This window comes from Geminocystis sp. CENA526, from assembly GCF_050753365.1.
Taxonomy (GTDB): domain Bacteria; phylum Cyanobacteriota; class Cyanobacteriia; order Cyanobacteriales; family Cyanobacteriaceae; genus Geminocystis.
This window is the reverse complement of sequence record NZ_JBLZFY010000017.1, coordinates 1-18,770: the sequence shown is the minus strand read 5'-3', so window position 1 is coordinate 18,770 and position 18,770 is coordinate 1. Positions and strand designations below refer to the sequence as shown.

Annotated in this window: 18 protein-coding genes and 1 tRNA gene; 10 read left to right on the top strand and 9 right to left on the bottom strand. The window is 34.4% G+C overall.

All coding sequences use genetic code 11. From position 1 onward, the window contains the following. Positions 1 to 31: 31 nt before the first annotated feature. Together ACN4EE_RS07070 and ACN4EE_RS07065 are read left to right on the top strand one after the other, a co-directional pair. The gene (locus ACN4EE_RS07070) at positions 32 to 328 is read left to right on the top strand and encodes a type II toxin-antitoxin system Phd/YefM family antitoxin (protein WP_431705713.1); all 297 of its coding nucleotides are present in this window, start codon (positions 32 to 34) and stop codon (positions 326 to 328) included. Then, entirely contained in the window at positions 318 to 635 is a 318-nt protein-coding gene (locus ACN4EE_RS07065; protein ID WP_431705712.1) for a Txe/YoeB family addiction module toxin, read from the top strand. The genes ACN4EE_RS07070 and ACN4EE_RS07065 overlap by 11 nt, the downstream gene beginning before the upstream one ends. 225 nt (positions 636 to 860) lie before the next feature. Here ACN4EE_RS07065 and ACN4EE_RS07060 read toward each other — a convergent pair whose 3' ends face one another. The 3 genes from ACN4EE_RS07060 to ACN4EE_RS07050 form a co-directional block, all read right to left on the bottom strand. Beyond that, entirely contained in the window at positions 861 to 2,405 is a 1,545-nt protein-coding gene (locus ACN4EE_RS07060; RefSeq protein ID WP_431705711.1) for a type I restriction-modification system subunit M, read from the bottom strand. A gap of 74 nt (positions 2,406 to 2,479) precedes the next feature. Next, positions 2,480 to 4,342, bottom strand: coding sequence for a hypothetical protein (locus ACN4EE_RS07055; protein ID WP_431705710.1), 1,863 nt, complete (start codon positions 4,340 to 4,342; stop codon positions 2,480 to 2,482). 54 nt (positions 4,343 to 4,396) lie between these two features. Then, complete coding sequence (locus tag ACN4EE_RS07050) at positions 4,397 to 5,998, bottom strand: AbiJ-related protein (RefSeq protein WP_431705709.1); 1,602 nt, start codon at positions 5,996 to 5,998, stop codon at positions 4,397 to 4,399. Positions 5,999 to 6,362: 364 nt separating this feature from the next. On the opposite strand from ACN4EE_RS07050, the gene ACN4EE_RS07045 reads away from it, so the two are divergent. Next, positions 6,363 to 6,911 (top strand): hypothetical protein, encoded by a 549-nt coding sequence (locus ACN4EE_RS07045; protein ID WP_431705708.1) that lies wholly within the window; start codon positions 6,363 to 6,365, stop codon positions 6,909 to 6,911. A 329-nt stretch (positions 6,912 to 7,240) separates the two neighbouring features. Here the strand turns inward: ACN4EE_RS07045 and glmS are convergent, their stop codons facing one another. Beyond that, positions 7,241 to 9,118, bottom strand: coding sequence for a glutamine--fructose-6-phosphate transaminase (isomerizing) (gene glmS, locus ACN4EE_RS07040; protein ID WP_431705707.1), 1,878 nt, complete (start codon positions 9,116 to 9,118; stop codon positions 7,241 to 7,243). 191 nt (positions 9,119 to 9,309) lie between these two features. Here glmS and rpmH point away from each other — a divergent pair, with 191 nt between their 5' ends. From rpmH to ACN4EE_RS07010, 6 genes are all read left to right on the top strand, one after another. Continuing rightward, positions 9,310 to 9,447, top strand: coding sequence for a 50S ribosomal protein L34 (rpmH, locus tag ACN4EE_RS07035; protein WP_431705706.1), 138 nt, complete (start codon positions 9,310 to 9,312; stop codon positions 9,445 to 9,447). A gap of 90 nt (positions 9,448 to 9,537) precedes the next feature. Further along, positions 9,538 to 9,906: a ribonuclease P protein component gene (gene rnpA / locus ACN4EE_RS07030; protein ID WP_431705705.1), complete on the top strand. Its 369-nt coding sequence runs from the start codon at positions 9,538 to 9,540 to the stop codon at positions 9,904 to 9,906. Further along, positions 9,896 to 10,288, top strand: a complete 393-nt coding sequence (locus ACN4EE_RS07025) for a PH domain-containing protein (protein ID WP_431705704.1) — start codon at positions 9,896 to 9,898, stop codon at positions 10,286 to 10,288. The genes rnpA and ACN4EE_RS07025 overlap by 11 nt, the downstream gene beginning before the upstream one ends. Positions 10,289 to 10,384: 96 nt before the next feature. Further along, on the top strand, positions 10,385 to 11,530 hold the full coding sequence (gene yidC / locus ACN4EE_RS07020) for a membrane protein insertase YidC (RefSeq protein ID WP_431705703.1): 1,146 nt from the start codon (positions 10,385 to 10,387) through the stop codon (positions 11,528 to 11,530). A gap of 24 nt (positions 11,531 to 11,554) precedes the next feature. Next, positions 11,555 to 12,052 carry a Jag family protein gene (locus tag ACN4EE_RS07015; protein WP_431705702.1) on the top strand — a complete coding sequence of 166 codons (498 nt, stop codon included), beginning with the start codon at positions 11,555 to 11,557 and terminating at the stop codon, positions 12,050 to 12,052. Positions 12,053 to 12,227: 175 nt separating this feature from the next. After that, positions 12,228 to 13,433, top strand: a complete 1,206-nt coding sequence (locus tag ACN4EE_RS07010; RefSeq protein WP_431705701.1) for an ATP-grasp domain-containing protein — start codon at positions 12,228 to 12,230, stop codon at positions 13,431 to 13,433. Positions 13,434 to 13,473: 40 nt separating this feature from the next. Here ACN4EE_RS07010 and ACN4EE_RS07005 read toward each other — a convergent pair whose 3' ends face one another. Both ACN4EE_RS07005 and ACN4EE_RS07000 read right to left on the bottom strand, forming a co-directional pair. Beyond that, a complete protein-coding gene (locus tag ACN4EE_RS07005) occupies positions 13,474 to 14,097 on the bottom strand; it encodes an exopolysaccharide biosynthesis protein (protein WP_431705700.1) in 624 nt (207 codons plus the stop codon). Between the two features lie 74 nt (positions 14,098 to 14,171). Continuing rightward, on the bottom strand, positions 14,172 to 15,383 hold the full coding sequence (locus ACN4EE_RS07000) for an ATP phosphoribosyltransferase regulatory subunit (protein WP_431705699.1): 1,212 nt from the start codon (positions 15,381 to 15,383) through the stop codon (positions 14,172 to 14,174). A 206-nt stretch (positions 15,384 to 15,589) separates the two neighbouring features. Between ACN4EE_RS07000 and ACN4EE_RS06995 the strand changes: the two genes are divergently transcribed. Beyond that, complete coding sequence (locus tag ACN4EE_RS06995) at positions 15,590 to 17,380, top strand: sodium:solute symporter family protein (protein ID WP_431705698.1); 1,791 nt, start codon at positions 15,590 to 15,592, stop codon at positions 17,378 to 17,380. A 121-nt stretch (positions 17,381 to 17,501) separates the two neighbouring features. Here ACN4EE_RS06995 and ACN4EE_RS06990 read toward each other — a convergent pair whose 3' ends face one another. The 3 genes from ACN4EE_RS06990 to ACN4EE_RS06980 all read right to left on the bottom strand — a co-directional run bounded on the left by ACN4EE_RS06990 (position 17,502) and on the right by ACN4EE_RS06980 (position 18,647). Next, positions 17,502 to 17,909, bottom strand: coding sequence for a type II toxin-antitoxin system VapC family toxin (locus tag ACN4EE_RS06990; RefSeq protein ID WP_431705697.1), 408 nt, complete (start codon positions 17,907 to 17,909; stop codon positions 17,502 to 17,504). Then, positions 17,906 to 18,256: a hypothetical protein gene (locus ACN4EE_RS06985; protein ID WP_431705696.1), complete on the bottom strand. Its 351-nt coding sequence runs from the start codon at positions 18,254 to 18,256 to the stop codon at positions 17,906 to 17,908. Before ACN4EE_RS06985 ends, ACN4EE_RS06990 begins: the two co-directional genes overlap by 4 nt. A 317-nt stretch (positions 18,257 to 18,573) precedes the next feature. Beyond that, positions 18,574 to 18,647 (bottom strand) — tRNA-Pro (locus ACN4EE_RS06980). Positions 18,648 to 18,770 lie beyond the last annotated feature (123 nt).

The following is an 18,770-nucleotide window of genomic DNA, read 5'->3' as shown; positions in this document are numbered from 1 at the left end:
CGTACAGAAAAACTGGACAGGTTATCATAATATGTTTTCGATCGAAACCACTTACACTCAAGCTAGAGAAAATTTAGCCAATCTTTTAAACGACATAGAAAATGACAACACTATTGCCGTAGTTAAAAGACGGGGGCATAAAGATATTGCCCTTTTGTGTGCCGATGAATTATCTAGCATTTTAGAAACTATATATTTATTGCGATCGCCTGTCAATGCACAACGTTTATTAGAAGCATTAGAAGATTCAAAAAAATGGGATAGTCAAACACCTCCATCTCCTAACAGTCTTGATGAATTATGTGAGGAGTTAAAGATTGAAAGATAAAAAGAAAAAAACCGAGAAAAATCAATCTTTAAGTATCAATTCAAGATTTCCCGTATTTCACCCTCGTTTTAGGGAAGATTTAGCATGGTGGTATCGCACCGATAAAACCAAAGCTAATAAAATTCTGGATTTAATAGAAGCTATTATAAAATCTCCCTTAGAAGGTATAGGTAAACCTGAACCACTAAAATTTTTAGATTCTGATACATGGTCTCGTAGAATTGATTTAGAACATAGATTAGTTTATCGTGTCACTGCCGAAAGAATCGACTTTTTACAAGCACGTTACCACTATCAAAAACAATAAAATTCCCCAATTATTAAGAGAGGTTAGGGGAATCATTATCAAGGTAAAATTGTATGTTGTTTAGTCGCTTTAGCTGACTTTTGCTATTAGCTTTGTCAATTTATTGCAAAGCGGTTTATTACAAGACAATTTATTTCTGTAAATCATTATCCCACAATGAAATAAATTTCATTGCTAACAGCGAAACTCTACTAAAGTGAGTTTGATCGCCTATTGAGACAGGAGTTAGGGGTGAGGGTTTCTAGGGACTAAAATTTCGATCGAGTTAAAACCATGAGCTTGAAGTAAAGATAATTGGGCATTCACTTCTCTTTTAGGAATACCGCCTAAAATATGGGCAGTAACATCATGATTTTCAGGAGGGGGAGCATTATCAGCATAACGGCGAATATTGCAATTATAATCATTCTGGGCTAACTCCTCCTTACTAACCACCGTGCCATAGCCTGAAATAGACTTAAACTCCGTAAAAGTTGAGATAATCTTCTCGATATGCTCAGGTTTGAGATAATTTTGCGCTCTACCAGCATAATATTCAGCATCAGCATTAATAAATAATACCTTACCCAGACGCTCTGGGGATTTTGCCCCCGAATGACGCATTACTAAAATACAAGCAGGGATACCAGTACCATAAAATAAATTAGGAGGTAAACCGATGACAGCTTCTAAACAATCCTTTTCAATCAAACTTTTACGAATTTTTTGCTCATCACCTCCACGAAATAACACCCCATGGGGCATTACTGTCGCCATAATTCCATTTGGTTTTAACATAGATAACATATGTTGAGCGAACATTAAATCGGCTTTTTTGCCCGTTTCTGGACACCAACCATGACTAAAACGCTCTTTAAATTTAATCTCTTTTTTCGTGTAATTCTGAGAAAAAGGGGGATTACTCAAAACTCGATCGAACCGCATTAATTCATTACCATCTAAATGTAGAGGATTAGCGAGAGTATCATCATTGTGAATATTAGCATCCCTAATTCCATGCAAGAGCATATTAATTTTACAGATAGCCCACACACCGCCATTATTATCCTGCCCTGCTAAAGCCAAATTACGAGAATCACCACCGCATTCTTCTACATATTGCTTGGCTTGAATCAACATACCTCCCGAACCAATACAGGGATCATATATTGACATACCTTCTTCGGGTTTTACCAAACGCACCATTAACTGCACCACATCACGGGGAGTATAAAATTCACCGCCTTTTTTACCCGCCGAATCGGCAAATTCAGCGATTAAATATTCATAAGCCGCCCCCAACAAATCAGGAAAGACAAAATCATCATTGCGTAAACGATACTTACTAAAATGCTGAATTAAATCCCTTAACTTACTATCTGACATCCGATTACTACCCACCTGACGGTTAAAATCAATATGTCCTAGTACACCATTTAAAGCCTCATTATTTTCTTCTAATGCTCCCAGTGCTTTGTTTAAACCATCGGCAACATTTTTGTGTAACTCATCTCGAATATATTGCCACCGTGCCTTTTCTGGGATAAAAAAAGTTTTTATGTAACTATTCGGTGATTCTGCTCGTTTTTTTGCTTCTTCTTCACTTCTTCCTCTCGCTATATTATCCTTAATAATATTTTCATACCTTTGCTCAAATATATCTGAAGCCCTCTTTAAGAAAAGCATCCCGAAAATATATTCTTTAAATTCCGAAGCGTCCATTTTCCCCCGTAAAATATCCGCCGCCGTAAATAAATGTCTTTCTAGTTGAGGTAAAGTTAATTTTGCCATCCTTAATAATTTTTTTATTGTTTGATTATAGTATGTTCTCTACTCTTATTTATCAATACTTCTTAAGTTCTTATTTAATAAGTACTATAATTTTCAGCAAGTAATAAGAAATTGACTTTATTTAACTCAATATAATCATCAAGAAAAACTTGATCTTTCATAACTAAGTTTGAATCATCAGGACGATAATCAGGAATCCAAAAACTACTTTTAATATTAGGAATAAGGTTATTATCAAAATGTTGTTTTAATCTTTTTTGCAATAAATATTCATAAACAAATTGCTTTCTCACATTTTTTTCTTTATTTTCTTTTTGATTATCGGTATTAAAAAAATATTCAGAATCATAGTATTTTATATCAATTACGTTAATTGAAGTATTCTTATTATTCAATATTTTATTTATAAATTTTTCAAATTGATTTTTAATATCTTCTTCTGATTTATCTCTTAAAAGCGATCGAGTAAAAACATTAAAATCATTAAATTTACCACGATTATCAAAAGTAATATCTAATGGTTTAAATATCCTTTCACAAAATCTATCCCAAGTAAATATATTGTTTTTTAGAGCTAAATAAAAAAAGTGATTAAAATAATTCATTAGGTTAAGACATTTGTTATCTATGATTTCGGAAATTTCCCAAAATGAAAAATAATTTGTAGGTAAAGAATAATTGATAATTAAATATTGATTGTCTCGATTTTTATATATTTTTCCCAACTCTTTAGCTGTATAAATGTTTTGTTCTTGACCAATATAAACAATGTTAATAAATATTGATTTACCTTCTTGATAAGTTTTAAAACCATTATCATATCTAAATTGTGTTTTATAACCATAGTTATCCCAATCAGTAATCAATATTTCATAAGTTTTTTGTTGAATAAAATCACTATTTTTTGAACTAAACAAAACAGCATCGGGATTTAAAGAAACACCATTTATTCTAAAAACATTGTCAATGTCAATTACTTTTTCTGATGCTTTAAGTTTATCTATAATTCTCGGACTTAAATATTGAGTATCACAATGTAATAAATAAGATAAATTATTATTTTGTGCTAAGTAAGTTAAACACATTGATTCCCACACTGTATGAAAATTATTTATACCCCAAATTTCCCCTTCTTCGACTTGATTTAAGTCGCCATATAAAAATAGTTCGATCGCATCATAATATTCCCAATAATCAGCATCTTTTATCGGTGTATAATTATCGATCGTTTCTAAAGCATCTTTGAGTAAATTTAAAACAGATTCGTAAGTATTCTCATCAAAAAGGCTATCTTGAGAGTTTAAATAACGTTCTCTAAAATCTTCACCTAAAGATATAATTTGCGGATTTATTATTTCTTTTAATTGCTGTTTTATTTCACAAAATAAGTGGCAATACATTCTAACTACATCAGTAGATTCAAATTGAACTACTTTTTTCGGTAGAAGCATTTGATCCACATAAATAGCATTATTAGGCAAATAAACCCCTTGATGTAAATATTTATGAATTTTGCTTAAATCAAATTTATCACTCTTACCTAATCGAGAGGCTAAACTTAAAATTTTTGGCTCATTATAAGCATCTAATAATTTACCAAGAATATCAATTTTAGAATAAAAAATATTTTCGTTATCTTCTCCATCGTCTTGGATATTAGAACCAATTTTAGTTTTTACAACTCCATCTCGATTGTTCGTTAACTGCTTACTATTATTATCTAAATAACCCCTCTCTAAGCAAATATTTTTAAAAGTTGTAAAAATTTTATAAAAAAGAAAAAATAAATCTTTTTTAGTATTAAAATTATCTAATTTAGATTTTTGTGAATTAAAACCTTTTGGTAAACAAAAACGCAAATTATCTTCCTGTTTATCAATACCAACAAAAGAATACTTATTATTGATAACTAATTGTAAAGAGTTAAAGTTAATCATTATATACAAACATATTTTTACTTATTGATAATAATTAGGTTGTTATAAGCATTTTTAAAAAGGATATTTTTCTAGATGCTGTTTTTCTCCCAACTGATAAACTTTTGCTAAAAATCTTTCTGTAAAAGCTAATAAATCTGAATAAAGGGCTAGTTTTACTGACGAATTTTCATCATCACTTAGAAAACTCTCTAAAGGTTTTTTATCTCTAGCAAATACACTATCCCATAAATAAAACATTAACTTATCTTTCACTTGTTGAAGCTCAATATTATCATTTTCTGGCTTGATAAACCACCATCCAATCATTTTATCTTCAATACGTCTAATAGTTTGATAATTAGATTTAATTAACTCATTAATGCCTACTATATAATAGTACCAAGATTCTTGAAATTGATCATTAATAATTAATTTAACATCTAATAATTCTGGAGGAATATCATCGTAAAAAAATGCTCCCACTGGTGCTTTAACAAATTCCCAATCCCAACGTCTTTTAAAAGCAGTATCAAGATAATAAATTGATTCATCTGAGGTGTTGATTGTGGCAATAATTGATAAATTAGGAGGTAATTTTATTTGACATTGTTGTAAAAGATTGCAAATTAAAAAACCTTCATAATTATTTTGATCCCTAAACTTTTCTGATTCTTTAGTTAATACTTTATCATAACTATCTTTTCCAATATCTGAAAATTGTACGTTAATTTCATTATGTGTAGAAATCTCAACTTTTATATTCATAGCTTGAAATAAACCGACTAATTCCATTTCAGAAATATCGATTTCATAGCTTGACCATCCATCACTTTCTCGGTCTAATAATTGAAAAATATTACCAAAAATAGCGGCACTATTTCCTCTATTTAACTCATCAATTACTAATAAATAATTCTCATTTTTACCCTCAATTAGAGATTTATAAGCCTTTCCTAAAATCTTCAAAAAATGTCCGGGATAAAATTTATAAATTACTGAGCTTCCCTGAGTAAAAGGTAATAATTTACCCATAAAATCAGCATAACTATATTCAGGATGAAAAACAGCTTTCACGATATTGGAAGAAGTTTTAGTAAATTCATCAATCTGAATATTTAATTGTTGTTGAGCAATGTCACGAATTTGATAACTTTTACCTGTACCCGGACTTCCGAACAAAATTTTTTGAATTGGTTTCATTAATATATTACTTGAAAAATTTATTTGATTATTTATTTCACGAAATCCGTAAACTGGACGATTTGATAATTTATTTATTTGTATAATTTTATAACCATCCCCTGACAAAATATTATTATATCTTTTAAGTAATTCCTGTACATTTTCCAATTCTCTAACAGCAGGATGTAATGTTTCACAGAGAAATTTTAATAGATACTCGTCATCATTACCATCATTCAGGTTAAATCGATCTTCTTCATCTTTAAAAATCCAGTTATTATTTGGCAAATCCCAGTTATTGATTCGATGTTGCCAAATATCACCTTTAGCATCTTTGAATCTACCATCAGTTGATGGTAATTTTTCTAAATCATACAGTCTTTCTAAAAATTTAATTTCCTCATCATCTTCTCCATAATCCCCCCAATAATTGAATTCTTTGTAAAATAAATTAGCAATTTGTCTTCTAGTAACCTCTGTAATTTTCTTCATCTTGTCATTTATTTAAACTTGTTATAATATATAATTGAGATGTACAACTTTATTTTTAAATCTACGACTTTATTTAAAATAATACAACTTTATTCCCTTATCACAAAAGGCAATCGCACCACCCCTAAAATTATTCTACAGTAACTGTTTAACTTTCAATCGCCATTAGGCGTTTATCACGAATACCTACGGGAACTTATCATGAAAATTTTAAATCTATTTAACCATGTAGCCATAGTCGAGAAACAAGGACATTGTGACGCCCTCTGCCCTACTCACATTCAAAAATCTAAATAATCAAAAGGAGAGTTACCGCCCCTGTTAACCACAAAAACTATAAACTTATTAAAGTATTCCTACAATTATGGCACACTTAGATTTATATAATCAGCAAACAACTGACACCCTTATAAAAACTCACGAATCTATTTACAAGTCTATTTCAGAGATTCGAGAACAATTAGCAAATACTAATAATAAAACATCTATTTTAGAGCTTCAAAAACAATTAGAAAAGCTTAATGATGAACTTGACGATAACCTTAACGTCATTTTTGGGCAACAACTGCTAACCAGAGATTGGAATAAAGCTACTGACCCTCTCGTAGATTTATTTAAGGCAGCTTGTGGAGTTTATAAAGACCCCGAAGTTTTGGATGCTATGGTAGCAGAGATTCAAGCAATAGCAAGCGCAATCAAAAAAAACTTTGAAGAATTAAAAACTGCTCCTACCGAATACATTGAGGGACTAAAAGAATATAGAGAGGGAGTAAAAAAGAAAGAGTCTGAAACTGAAGAGGATCCATTGGCCTTCTTATACGAAGATGTACCACCAGACTATGCAGGTATGTATCTGGATACTGCGCAGTGTGGTATGAAAAAATATTGGCAAGGCTATAGAGGTGAACTGTGATTTAAGGCTATATAAAGAGTCGATTCCCCTTTTGTGGTGAGAAATACTCAACATATCCAATCCAATTAAAGCAAAGGGGAGTTAACTCCCCTGTCCACAATCAAACAAACTTGCAACTAACACCATCCAAATTATGACACAATTACAATCTCGCAATAATAACATTGCTTCTCACTGTTTAACCTTCGATCGCCATTAAGCGTTGATTACGAAAAAACTAGAGAAATTTTGGTGGCTCAGTTTCCAACTTTATTCTCTAGTTTCCAAGTTTATTATTTAGTTTCCAACTTTATTGTTCTTTTACACTTCGATCGCACCGCCCATAAAAATTATTCTACCGTAACGGATTTTGCGAGGTTACGAGGTTGATCCACGTCTAAACCGCGCATGGATGCAATGTAATAAGATAACAACTGCAAGGGTATCACCGCCAAGATGGGAGACAAGATTTCCTCCACTTCAGGCACAATTAAAGTATCCTGAAACATATCCTCATGATGATTTTGGGGTAAAACGCCGATTAAACGGGCATCTCTTGCCTTCGCTTCCTGTGCGTTGGAAATAACCTTCTCATATATACTGCCATTCATGGCGATCGAAACTACGGGTACATGAGCATCTAAAAGCGCGATCGGACCGTGTTTCATTTCTCCTGCGGGGTAGCCTTCAGCGTGAATATAACTGATTTCCTTCAGTTTTAAAGCACCCTCTAAAGCAATGGGGAAATTGATACCTCTACCTAAGAAAATAAAATCTCTGGTATCAGGGAATTGATGGGCTAAATCCCGAATTTTTGACTCCTCACTGTGGATAATTTGCTCAATTTGGGTAGGTAACTGTAATAAACCTGTTAATATCTCCTCCATGCGTGAGGGGGTGACGGTTTTTCTTCTCCAAGCTAAATCAAGGGCTAACACATAAAAACCAATCACTTGAGCCACAAAAGTTTTCGTGGCGGCAACTCCAATTTCGATACCTGCATAGGTATTAATTACTTGATCAACCATACTTCCTAATGTACTCTCAGGACGGTTTGTAATACCTAGAATACGAGGTTGATAGGGGGTTGTGAGGTTCGATCGACGTTGACGCTCCATCTCAAGTGCGGCAAGGGTATCCGCCGTTTCCCCTGATTGAGTAACGCCAATTGTAATTGTATTACGCATTATTGGGGTGGGAGAATAACGAAATTCGGAAGCATATTGTACAAATGTTGGTATTTCTGCGATTTGTTCTAGTAAATATTTACCAACTAAACTTGCGTGCCAAGACGTACCACAGGCTACTATCTGAATATGTTCTAAGTCTTGATATAATTCGGGTTTGAGGTTAAGGGTAATAGGGTTTTCATCGGGGTTGGTTTCACTATGCCAATCGGGATTAAGGTAGGCTTCTAAACAGGTACGCACCACAGAAGGTTGCTCATGAATTTCTTTGAGCATGAAGTGACGAAAGCCTTGTTTTTCAACGGTGACAGGACTCCAATCGAGGGTACGAGGAATTTTACGGAGGCGTTTCCCTGAGAAATCATAAACTTCCACTCCTAAAGGGGTTAAACGAGCAATTTCCCCATTTTCTAAGGTTAAAACGGTATTTGTATGATGCACAAGGGCGGTGACATCGGAAGCACAGAAAAACTCCCCTTGTCCAAATCCGATGGTCAGGGGAGCGCTTTGACGGGCTACAATTAATTCATCGGGATAGTCAGCACATAAAACAGCGATGGCAAAGGCACCATCTAAATAAGTAATGGCTTTATTGACAGCATCTATGAAAGGATCGTCACTGTCACGGTTATAATATTCGGCGATAAGGTGAGGGATGACTTCGGTATCGGTTTCGGAGATAAATTGATGCCCTTTGCTAATTAATTCTTTTTTTAAGTCTTGGTAATTCTCAATGATTCCATTTTGCACTACGGCAATTTTACCGCTATTATCTTGATGAGGGTGGGCGTTATATTCTTCTGGTTTACCGTGGGTTGCCCATCGAGTATGCCCAATGCCGATGTTACTGTTATTGCTTTCTTTCTCTAATTTCGATCGAAGGTTGTATAATTTGCCCTTTGCTCTGGTAGAATGAATTTTATTATCCACGATCGTGGCTACTCCTGCGGAGTCATAACCCCTATATTCTAATTTTTCTAAACCACTGACTAAGATTTCGATCACCGTTTGAGTTCCAATATAACCTACAATACCACACATAATTTTTAGAATAAATAATTTTAATTAGGGTACATTATAGTCTTAAATTCAAAAATCGGTTTTGACGATATTCAGTGATTTTCCAATAATTTTTGAGAGAACTGACATTAAAGATAGACGAGGTTAGTTAATCTAGCATATAATGTATATTGCTGTTTTTTTTATTAACCAAATTTTAGGAGGAAAAACCGTTGAGTAAACATACATTAAATGGCACAAGACGCAAACAAAGAAGAACCTCTGGTTTCCGTGCACGCATGAGAACCGAAAATGGTCGTAAAGTGATTCAAGCTCGTCGTAATAAAGGCAGAAAGAGATTAACTGTATAAATTAACTGTATTACTTAATTGTTAAGTATTTATTTATTATTTCTTTTGAATCTCGATCGATCAATTTTATTGTAATTAATATAAATTTAGGTGGGACTACCATCACGACATAGACTGAAACGGCGGTGGGATTTTCAATCTGTTTATCAACAGGGTATTCGCCGCTCTAGTCTTAATCTCATTATTCGAGCATTGCCGATGACTGAAAATACTGCTAATTTAACGATGGATACCAAAATTGGCATCTCTATTAGTCGTAAAGTTAGCAAAAAAGCAGTAGTTCGTAACCGTATCAAAAGACAAATTAGGTCTGCATTTCGGGAATTATTACCGAAAATTTCTTCTGGTTGGCTTATTGTGGTTATTGTCAAACCATCAGCTCAAGAATGCAATTATGAACATTTTTTGAGAGAATTAGAACAGTTATTCATTAGAGCAGAAATAATTCATGGGCATTAGAGAAGATGTTTTTTATGAAGGAGGACCCCATATCGGGGATCTCATTTTCAATATTCTATTAGCTTTTACTGTTATCTGTCTTCCTTTGACAGTCGGTGCGATCGTTCGTGCTATTTGGTTAAGATTTCGTATTACCGATCGACGAATTTCCATTACTGGCGGTTGGCAAGGAAAAGATCGTACCGATATTATTTACTCAGAAATTGTTAAAGTAGTCAAAGTTCCCAGAGGTTTGGGTTTTTGGGGCGATATTGTTGTCACCCTCAAAGACAAAAGCCGTTTAGAAATGCGTGCTGTACCTCGTTTTCGGGAAATTTATGATTACATTACCGATCGAGCTGCCGACAAAACAGGTCGTCCCAAAGATGCCATCGCTCAGTAATAATCTGTAAAACAGGCATCTTGCCTGTAATTATATCGATCAAAATTAATTAGCATCCACTTAAAATTTAAAATATAGTAAATTAAAGAAATTACAATGGATTTTGGTATAGGTTTTATATCAACGAATATAATGTTGCCAATCCTAGACTTTTTCTATGGGATTGTGCCAAGTTACGGATTCGGAATTATTGCCCTAACCTTAGTGGTAAGATTCGCCGTTTATCCCCTCAGCGCAGGGCAAATTCGCAACATGAGAAAAATGCGGATTACTCAGCCTTTAATGAAACAAAGACAGGAAGAAATACAAAAAAAATATAAAGATAACCCTCAAAAACAACAAGAGGAAATGGCAAAAATAATGCAAGAATTTGGCAATCCCCTCGCAGGATGCCTTCCCTTGTTATTACAAATGCCCATTTTATTCGCCTTATTCGCTACCCTTAGAGGTTCACCATTTTCTGACATTAACTACACTGTGGACGTGCAGATTTTTCCCCAAGAACAAATTGAAAGGATTGCACCTCAACCCTATAGCACCAAACCTCAAAATGTTTTTGTTACTGACGGTTTACATAATAAAATTACTGCTATTTTACCCACAGGAAATAAATTAACTGTAGGGGAAACTGAAAAAATTGAATTACAAACTATTGAAGGTAAATCATTACAAGACTTAAACGATCAATATCCTGAAAATAACATACAACCCCGTTGGGTAGTAACTAAAGGAGAAGAAAGAGTCAGCGTTAATGAAAATGGAGAAATCACCGCTTATGGAGTAGGAGACGCAACCATTCAAATTACCATACCCGGTATCGCCGCCGATAAAGGATTTTTATTCATTAAGGCATTAGGCAGAGTGGGGGCAACTAATCCCGATGGTTCGATTAACTGGGATATTGTCGGTATGATTATCTTCTTTGGTGTTAGTATTTATCTTAACCAAGAATTATCAGGGGGTACTCAAAAACCTGCGGGAAATGAGCAACAACAAACCGTTAATAAAATTACCCCCATTATTTTTTCAGGGATGTTTTTATTCTTCCCCCTTCCTGCGGGAGTTTTAATGTATATCGTTCTCGCTAACGTATTTCAAACCATTCAAACTATCATCTTAACCCGTGAGCCGTTACCTGAGAATATTCAAAAAATCTTAGACGAGCAAGAAAAAGCCGCTAGGGGTAGAGAAGTGATACCTTTTGAAAAAAAATCAGGAAAAAAGAAAGAAAAAACATCATAATCAATTAGCAATTTAATATCAATTATGGATGAACAAATCCAACGAGGTCAAAAATGGTTGGAAACCCTGTTAAAATTAATGGGAGTACCAGCCAACGTCAACTTAAATAGAATCGAGCAAGACAGAAATCAAGTCATTTCTTGTTGGCTTACCATCGATGAAACCCCTTTCGATTTAACTCAAATTGAAGCCTTAACAGGCAAAAAAGGGGAAACCATAGACGCTATTCAATACTTAGCCAATGCTTTACTGAATATCGGTGTTGATGAATATTCTCATCGTTTCTTCACTGTGGAGTTAAATGGTTATCGCCTCCGTCGTCAAGCTGAATTAATGGCGATCGCACAGAGAGCCGCTGAGAAAGTGCGTATCACTGGAGTTCCCGAAGAAATACGATATCTTTCATCGGTAGAACGCCGTCAAATTCATAGTATGTTGGAGAAATCTCCTGATTTATTAACTGAAAGTCAGGGGAGTGAACCTGATCGACGTTTAGTGGTTAAATTAAGACACCCCATATAATGAGTAATGAGTAATGAGTAATGAGTATTTTTAAACTAATATCTAATTCTGTTATTGCGAGGCAACGAAGCAATCCTCTCTGTCATTGCAAGAAAACAGAGTAATCTCTTTCTATTGTTTCAGTTACTATCACTATAAATCATCATATTTTCAATTCTACATTCTGCACTGCATCATGGATTTATTAGAATATCAGGCGAAACAATTATTTCAACAGGTGGACATTCCCGTCTTACCTTCTCAGTCGATTTCCCATCCTAAAGAGTTAAAAAACCTTTTAATTCCATATCCCATAGTCTTAAAGTCTCAAGTGTTAGCTAGTGGTAGAGCAAAATTTGGAGGAGTGAAATTTGTCGAAAATACCATTGATGCCATTGCCGCCGCTCAATATATTTTCAATTTGCAGATAGAAGGAGAGTATCCTGAAGTTATTTTAGCTGAGGCTCGTTATGATGCGGAAAATGAGCTTTTCCTCGCTATTATGCTTGATTATACTCTCAAAAAGCCCGTTTTATTGGGTTCTAGTTGCGGTGGTATTCACATCGATACTTTATTGGAAAATCTACAGACTTGCGTGATTGAGGATACTTTTTCGCCTTTTTATGCTCGTCGTTTAGTGAAACAAATGGGATTATCTGGTAATTCGATCGCTTCTGTGAGTAAAATTTTTGAAAAAATGTATCATCTTTTTATTGAGTATGATTTGGATGCGATCGAAATCAATCCTTTAGGAGTCAATAATAATGGGGAAGTGATGGCATTAGACGGAAAAATTAGGATAAATGATTATGCTTTGAATCGTCATCCGAAATTATTGGCTTCTTTTACGCAGGAAAATATTAATAATTCCTCTCCTAGTTTTAAATTATTAAAGATAGATGAAAGTAGCAATTTAGCGGTTATTTCTGATAGTGTGGACGTAGGAATTTTTACCCTTAATGGATTACTAAATAAAGGACAAAAAACTAATAGTTATTATGTTATTTCTTCCGAAAATAAAGAGAATCAAGAAGAAAGTTTAAACAATATTTTTGCTGATATTTTTAATAATGAACAAATAAAAGTAGTCTTAATTAATATTATTAATCAATGGAATTTAGCCGAATTTTTTGTAGAGAAAATAAAGCAATTTTATCCCCTAGAAATCATCACAAAACTTCCTCGTAGTGAAGACAGAGCCGATCGAGCGACAGGGTTAAGATTATTTGATAACAAGAATCAAGTCAAACGTCAATCATTCCCTACCGTGAGAAAAGTTCATTGGATTTTAAGAAGTATATCAGCAAAGGATTCGATCGATCCCACTCAATTAACTGGATTACCCTGTGAATTAATCAATGATTTTGAAAGTTCGATAGAAATTATATCAAGTATTAATTGACAGCTTTAATTTTTAATTCCTAATTCCTAATTCCTAATTCCTAATTCTTCAAATAATCTTTGATTAAATCAATAATACTTGAGCCTCCCCAAATCGCCGCAATAATAATCGAAGTGGAAAGAATACCTGCTAACAAGCAAATAGTTAACCCCCCAAGGGTGATAAAACCATCATCTTCTTGTAAACCAAAAGCAGTAACAAAAATGCCCATAGCTGGGGCTGTATTTGTACCCGGAATTGGTATCATCATAGAAATAGCCATAAGTGCGATCGCACTACCAATCACGATGCGCCCGGCTAAACTGGTACAAATATAAGTTAAACGAGGCTTAGTAATAGCTTCAATACGTTTTAGCCAAGGCAACCCCATTTTGACAAATTTTCGAGCGGTTTCCACATTCATCGAGCCTTTCATCATTTTTTCAGGCAACCATGGCGTTTTTGCACCGCCAATTAATTGTATCGCTAACAAAAACATTAAGATACCGAAGGGAATAGAGTATCCTGGGGCGGGGATTGGTAATGCCGAAGGTAATGATAAAATCAGTAATAAAAAACCAAAAATTCGCTCTCCTGCTAAGGTTAAAATCTCTGATAAAGTAACTTTTTCTCCTCTTTCTTCTTCAAAAAAATAACGATTTAATTCGATCGATAATTTTGCCATAAATTTAGGTAATTAAACATGGATAAAATAATTTTTTTGGTGAGCATTGCCCACCCTACTATTAAAGATAATTTTTATATTTGTTCGATCGAAACTTGACCATTTTCATCCACCCAAGCTAAATTTAAAATACCCTCATTATTGGCATATTTTCTAATATCGTCAGGGGTACGAAATTCTATGTCAATTTCTACTCTAATCAGGTTTTCACCGCTTCTTAATTGTTGGGCATAATCCAAAGCCTGTTTCGTAGAAGCGGAATTTTTAGGAATCACTAACCAATCACTCGGAGGAGTTGTTTTCGGTAAATTAGCAGTGTTTAATAAACAACTGTGCAAATCTTCTATATTGAAAGAAAAACCGATACCGGGGGATGATTTTTTCTGAGGATGATATAACTTCAAAAGCTCATTATAACGTCCACCTTGTGCCAAAATATGAGGCTTATTGTCTTTAAAACTAACAGCAGAAAATGTTATTCCCGTATAATAATCAAAGGTTTGAATTAAACTTAAATCTAAAGTTATAGTAAGTTTTTGCCCCTCATTATAGTTAATTAAATCCATTAACTCTTTTAAATGATTAACCGCAGAAATGCCCTGCTCATCTAAATCTAATTTAGTGACTTTTTCTAACACTTCTAACGGATTTCCTCGTAAATCAAAAATCTGTAAAGCCTTTGTTTTTAAGTCTGATTCTAAAGGTAAATTTTCAAGGGAAACTCGATCGAGATTAGCGATACATTTTAAGATTTCGGGTTGCAAATCAACGGGAAAACCCTGTAATAAACTTCTAGTTAAACCAGCATCACCTAAGAGTAATTGCCAAGATTCTATACCCAAAGATTGCAAAGAATTAGCTAATAATAAAAGAATTTCAGCATCCGCTAAAACACCATCGGTGAATAATAATTCTACCCCAGCTTGATAAAATTCTAACTGTCGCCCATGATGCCCTTTGGGGGGATTGCGAAACACGTTGGCACGATAACAAAGTCTTTGAATCGTTTGATTGGTAAGGCGATTTACCGCCGCCCTAGCAATCGACACTGTTAACTCTGGGCGTAATCCAAGTCGCCCTTGGGATGTGTTTTGCAACTGTATTACAGTAGAAGGATCGATCGCCCCTCCAGCCATAAGAGTATCCACCCATTCAATGGTGGAGGTGACAATTCTTTTATATCCCCAACGTTGAAATACGTCTTGAAGACGATCGTTTATCCAACTTTTTTGAGCGACTTCTAAAGGTAATAAATCTCTTGCGCCTGCTGGTGCTTGATGAATCATACTGGGATGGTGATTTGCTTTATCGATGACGGATCATGGTTAATCCTATCATAAAGGAATACCAAAAATTGTTTAAAATGAATTTTATCACTGTATCAATGACGGGAGAGTTATAGAGCGAAGTATAATGAATAAAGTTTTCCCAAAATCAAAATTGTGCATTTGCTAATGTACCATGATTCTAGCTATATAAAGAATTGATTATTATGCAAACGATCGACTGGATTATTATTCTCTTATATTTAATTATCACTATGGCTATCGGTATTTACCTATCAGGTAAAGCATCTAAAAGCCTAGAAGATTTCTTTGTATCTGGACGTAGTTTGTCATGGTGGTTAGCAGGTACAAGTATGGCGGCAACCACCTTTTCTATTGACACTCCTTTATATATCTGCGGTGTGGTAGCCACAAGAGGCATCGCAGGTAACTGGGAATGGTGGAGTTTCGGTATTTCTCATGTTGTCTTAATCTATATCTTTGCTCGGTTATGGCGACGCTCAGAGGTTGTAACTGATGCAGAGTTAACTGAATTACGATATAGTGGCAAAATGGCGGCAATTCTCCGCGCTACGAAGGGATTTTTATTTGCTGTACCTATTAATTGTATTGGTATCGGTTATGCCATGTTAGCCATGGTGAAAGTGGTTTCTGCGTTGGAATTGTGGGAAAGTCTCGGTTTCAATTTAGGAGAAAGTGGCAAGTTATGGAGTGTTATCGCTGTTAGTATTTTTGTCTTGATATACTCTGGTTTTTCGGGATTATGGGGGGTGGTAGTAACAGACTTTTTCCAATTTTTTCTCGGTTTATTTGGGGCGTTTGTGGTTGCCATCGTGGCGGTTAATCATGTGGGAGGTATCCATGAGTTAATTCCTGCGGTGCAAAAAGCTACAGATATTGATGTATTATCGGTGATTCCTCTCACCCAAGGAGAAGGATTGTTTAATTGGCGTTGGAGTGACGTGGCAGGAATTAGTTTAAGTACTTTTTCCGCTTATTTATTAGTGCAATGGTGGAGTTTTCGCCGTAGTGATGGAGGAGGGGAGTTTATTCAAAGGTTAGTATCTGCTAAAGATGAAGCGGAAGCAGAAAAATCAGCATGGTTTTTCAATATCCTTCACTATATTATCCGTACTTGGCCTTGGGTTTTAGTGGCTTTAGTTGCCATTGTCATCTATCCTGATTTGGACGATCGAGAATTGGGTTATCCTAAATTAATGTTAGATTTCCTTCCTCCTGCTATGTTGGGTTTAGTGGTAGCCTCTCTTATTGCCGCCTTTATGAGTACCGTTTCCACTTCCATTAACTGGGGTGCGTCCTACCTCACTAACGACTTATATCGCCGTTTTTTTGCCCCTGATGCGTCTCAAGCTCAATTAGTTTTAGTGGGGAGAATTGCCTCTGTGGTAGTAACCGTTATTGGTGCCATCGCCGCTTTTTATGCTAAGGATATTAGTACCGTCTTTCGTCTAGTAATTTCGATCGGCACAGGACCGGGGTTAGTGTTAATATTAAGATGGTATTGGTGGCGCATCAACGCAACGGCGGAATTATCAGCGATGGTGGCAGGTTTCATTATCGGCTTAACTAGCGTAATTCCTAACCTCAATCTTTTTCCTGCGGATTTTGGTTTAAGACTTATGGTTATCTCTGGTTTAACAGCTATTATCTGGATTAGTGCCATGTATTTAACCCCTCCAGAATCAGAGGAAACCTTAACGAAATTTTATCTAAAAGTGCGTCCTGCGGGGCTTGGTTGGCAAAAACAACAAGAAGATACTGGAGTAGCACCTTTACAAAACTTAAAATTAGACAGTCTTAAAGTAGTGGCTTCTATCTTTTTATTGTTTGGCTTGATGTTTTCGATCGGCGGTTTTTTACTGTTACAATCTTTTACAGGTTGGGTATCCCTCATTTTTGCCGTCATTGGTGGTTTTTGGTTGCGATACCTCAACAAACAAAAAATATTCCCTATGCCACGCCCCGGATTACGCTGAAAATTAATTTAGCCCAATAAATCGGAAAACTATTATAATTAATGCTTTAGACACACTACATTAACTTAAAAGTGCGGAGTTTGACAAAAGAGGGATATATTGACAATTTATTGATTTACTCCTATATATTTTGATTATCTTGATTAAAAACTTTGATATTTGGATACTGTAAAATTACATTATCTTCAGTGATAAAAGTTAAATTATGTTGTAAAGATTGAGAGATTAAAAGACGATCGAAAGGATATTTATGTAACAAAGGCAAATCAATCAAATTTTTAATACTTCCTTCATCAATAATTAAACTTTCTATGAGATATTCTTCTCGTTTCTTCGGTAAATAAAGTTCGGGAGATTCAGGAAAATTGAGCTTACTTATTTGATATTTAATAACACATTCCCAGATAGAAACAACACTTAAAAATATTTCATTTTTAGGATTATTGATTAGCTCAATAACCTCCTTACTTAACAGTTTATTTTTATGAATTAACCACAGAAAAATATGAGTATCTAAAAGTATTTTCATGAGTAAAATAAGTTAATAATATCATCTGGTAAAGGAGCGTTAAAATCATCAGCGATAAAAAAGTTATCTTGCGGTAAATCAAGAGGTAAATTTTTACCCTGATGACTTAAAAGGCGACGAATTAACTTAATTTCTTCATTCGATAAAGGATCATTATTATTAATTTCTTGATTTTTATTTAATAAATATTCCCATTTTGCCATCGCCTTTTCTTCTTTTTCTGTCATTTTCTCTGAATTAAAATCTTCTTCAAATTGACTAACTAGATTAGCGACTAACTGTAATTGTTCAGCAGAAAGAGTATTTATTTTTTCAATTAGTTGATTTTTAACCGTAGCAGTATTCATTTTTTACTCCATTTAAGTACTCATGCAAAATTAATTGTATAGAGGCAATGGGTTTAAACCCATTGTTAATATAGCTTTTAGAAAAATAAAATGTACAATTAATTTTACTTACTCACTTAATTAACGGTACAGTATAATTCACCTAGGATAGATTGAAAGGCACACTTTGTTGTTCGGGATAAAAATATTCTTACTCGAAGACGACATTCATTTGTCACTGCCACATCAACGACAAGAATTTGTTATTACGACACCTAAATTGCCACAATGACAGTAATTTGTCACAGACGACAATTAATTTAACACTGTTTAAAAAATCGGGATGACAGGATTTGAACCTGCGGCTTCTTCGTCCCGAACGAAGTGCGCTACCAAGCTGCGCTACATCCCGTTAAATACCATCACATTATAACTTATTTTATCTGATTAAGCCATTAGGAATTGACCTGAATTCGATATAAAATGATGAAGATAAGAGGGGGAAGAGGGGGAAGAGGGGGAAGAGGAGGAAGAG

Excerpts from the sequence above, each read along its gene's own strand:
- ACN4EE_RS07055 (WP_431705710.1), bottom strand. The coding sequence starts at position 4,342 with ATGATTAACTTTAACTCTTTACAATTAGTTATCAATAATAAGTATTCT.
- ACN4EE_RS07000 (WP_431705699.1), bottom strand. The coding sequence starts at position 15,383 with ATGATTCATCAAGCACCAGCAGGCGCAAGAGATTTATTACCTTTAGAA.
- ACN4EE_RS07005 (WP_431705700.1), bottom strand. The coding sequence starts at position 14,097 with ATGGCAAAATTATCGATCGAATTAAATCGTTATTTTTTTGAAGAAGAA.
- ACN4EE_RS06990 (WP_431705697.1), bottom strand. The coding sequence starts at position 17,909 with ATGAAAATACTTTTAGATACTCATATTTTTCTGTGGTTAATTCATAAA.
- ACN4EE_RS07010 (WP_431705701.1), top strand. The coding sequence starts at position 12,228 with ATGGATTTATTAGAATATCAGGCGAAACAATTATTTCAACAGGTGGAC.
- ACN4EE_RS06985 (WP_431705696.1), bottom strand. The coding sequence starts at position 18,256 with ATGAATACTGCTACGGTTAAAAATCAACTAATTGAAAAAATAAATACT.
- ACN4EE_RS07025 (WP_431705704.1), top strand. The coding sequence starts at position 9,896 with ATGGGCATTAGAGAAGATGTTTTTTATGAAGGAGGACCCCATATCGGG.
- ACN4EE_RS07045 (WP_431705708.1), top strand. The coding sequence starts at position 6,363 with ATGGCACACTTAGATTTATATAATCAGCAAACAACTGACACCCTTATA.
- ACN4EE_RS07070 (WP_431705713.1), top strand. The coding sequence starts at position 32 with ATGTTTTCGATCGAAACCACTTACACTCAAGCTAGAGAAAATTTAGCC.
- ACN4EE_RS06995 (WP_431705698.1), top strand. The coding sequence starts at position 15,590 with ATGCAAACGATCGACTGGATTATTATTCTCTTATATTTAATTATCACT.
- glmS (WP_431705707.1), bottom strand. The coding sequence starts at position 9,118 with ATGTGTGGTATTGTAGGTTATATTGGAACTCAAACGGTGATCGAAATC.
- ACN4EE_RS07015 (WP_431705702.1), top strand. The coding sequence starts at position 11,555 with ATGGATGAACAAATCCAACGAGGTCAAAAATGGTTGGAAACCCTGTTA.
- ACN4EE_RS07050 (WP_431705709.1), bottom strand. The coding sequence starts at position 5,998 with ATGAAGAAAATTACAGAGGTTACTAGAAGACAAATTGCTAATTTATTT.
- ACN4EE_RS07060 (WP_431705711.1), bottom strand. The coding sequence starts at position 2,405 with ATGGCAAAATTAACTTTACCTCAACTAGAAAGACATTTATTTACGGCG.
- yidC (WP_431705703.1), top strand. The coding sequence starts at position 10,385 with ATGGATTTTGGTATAGGTTTTATATCAACGAATATAATGTTGCCAATC.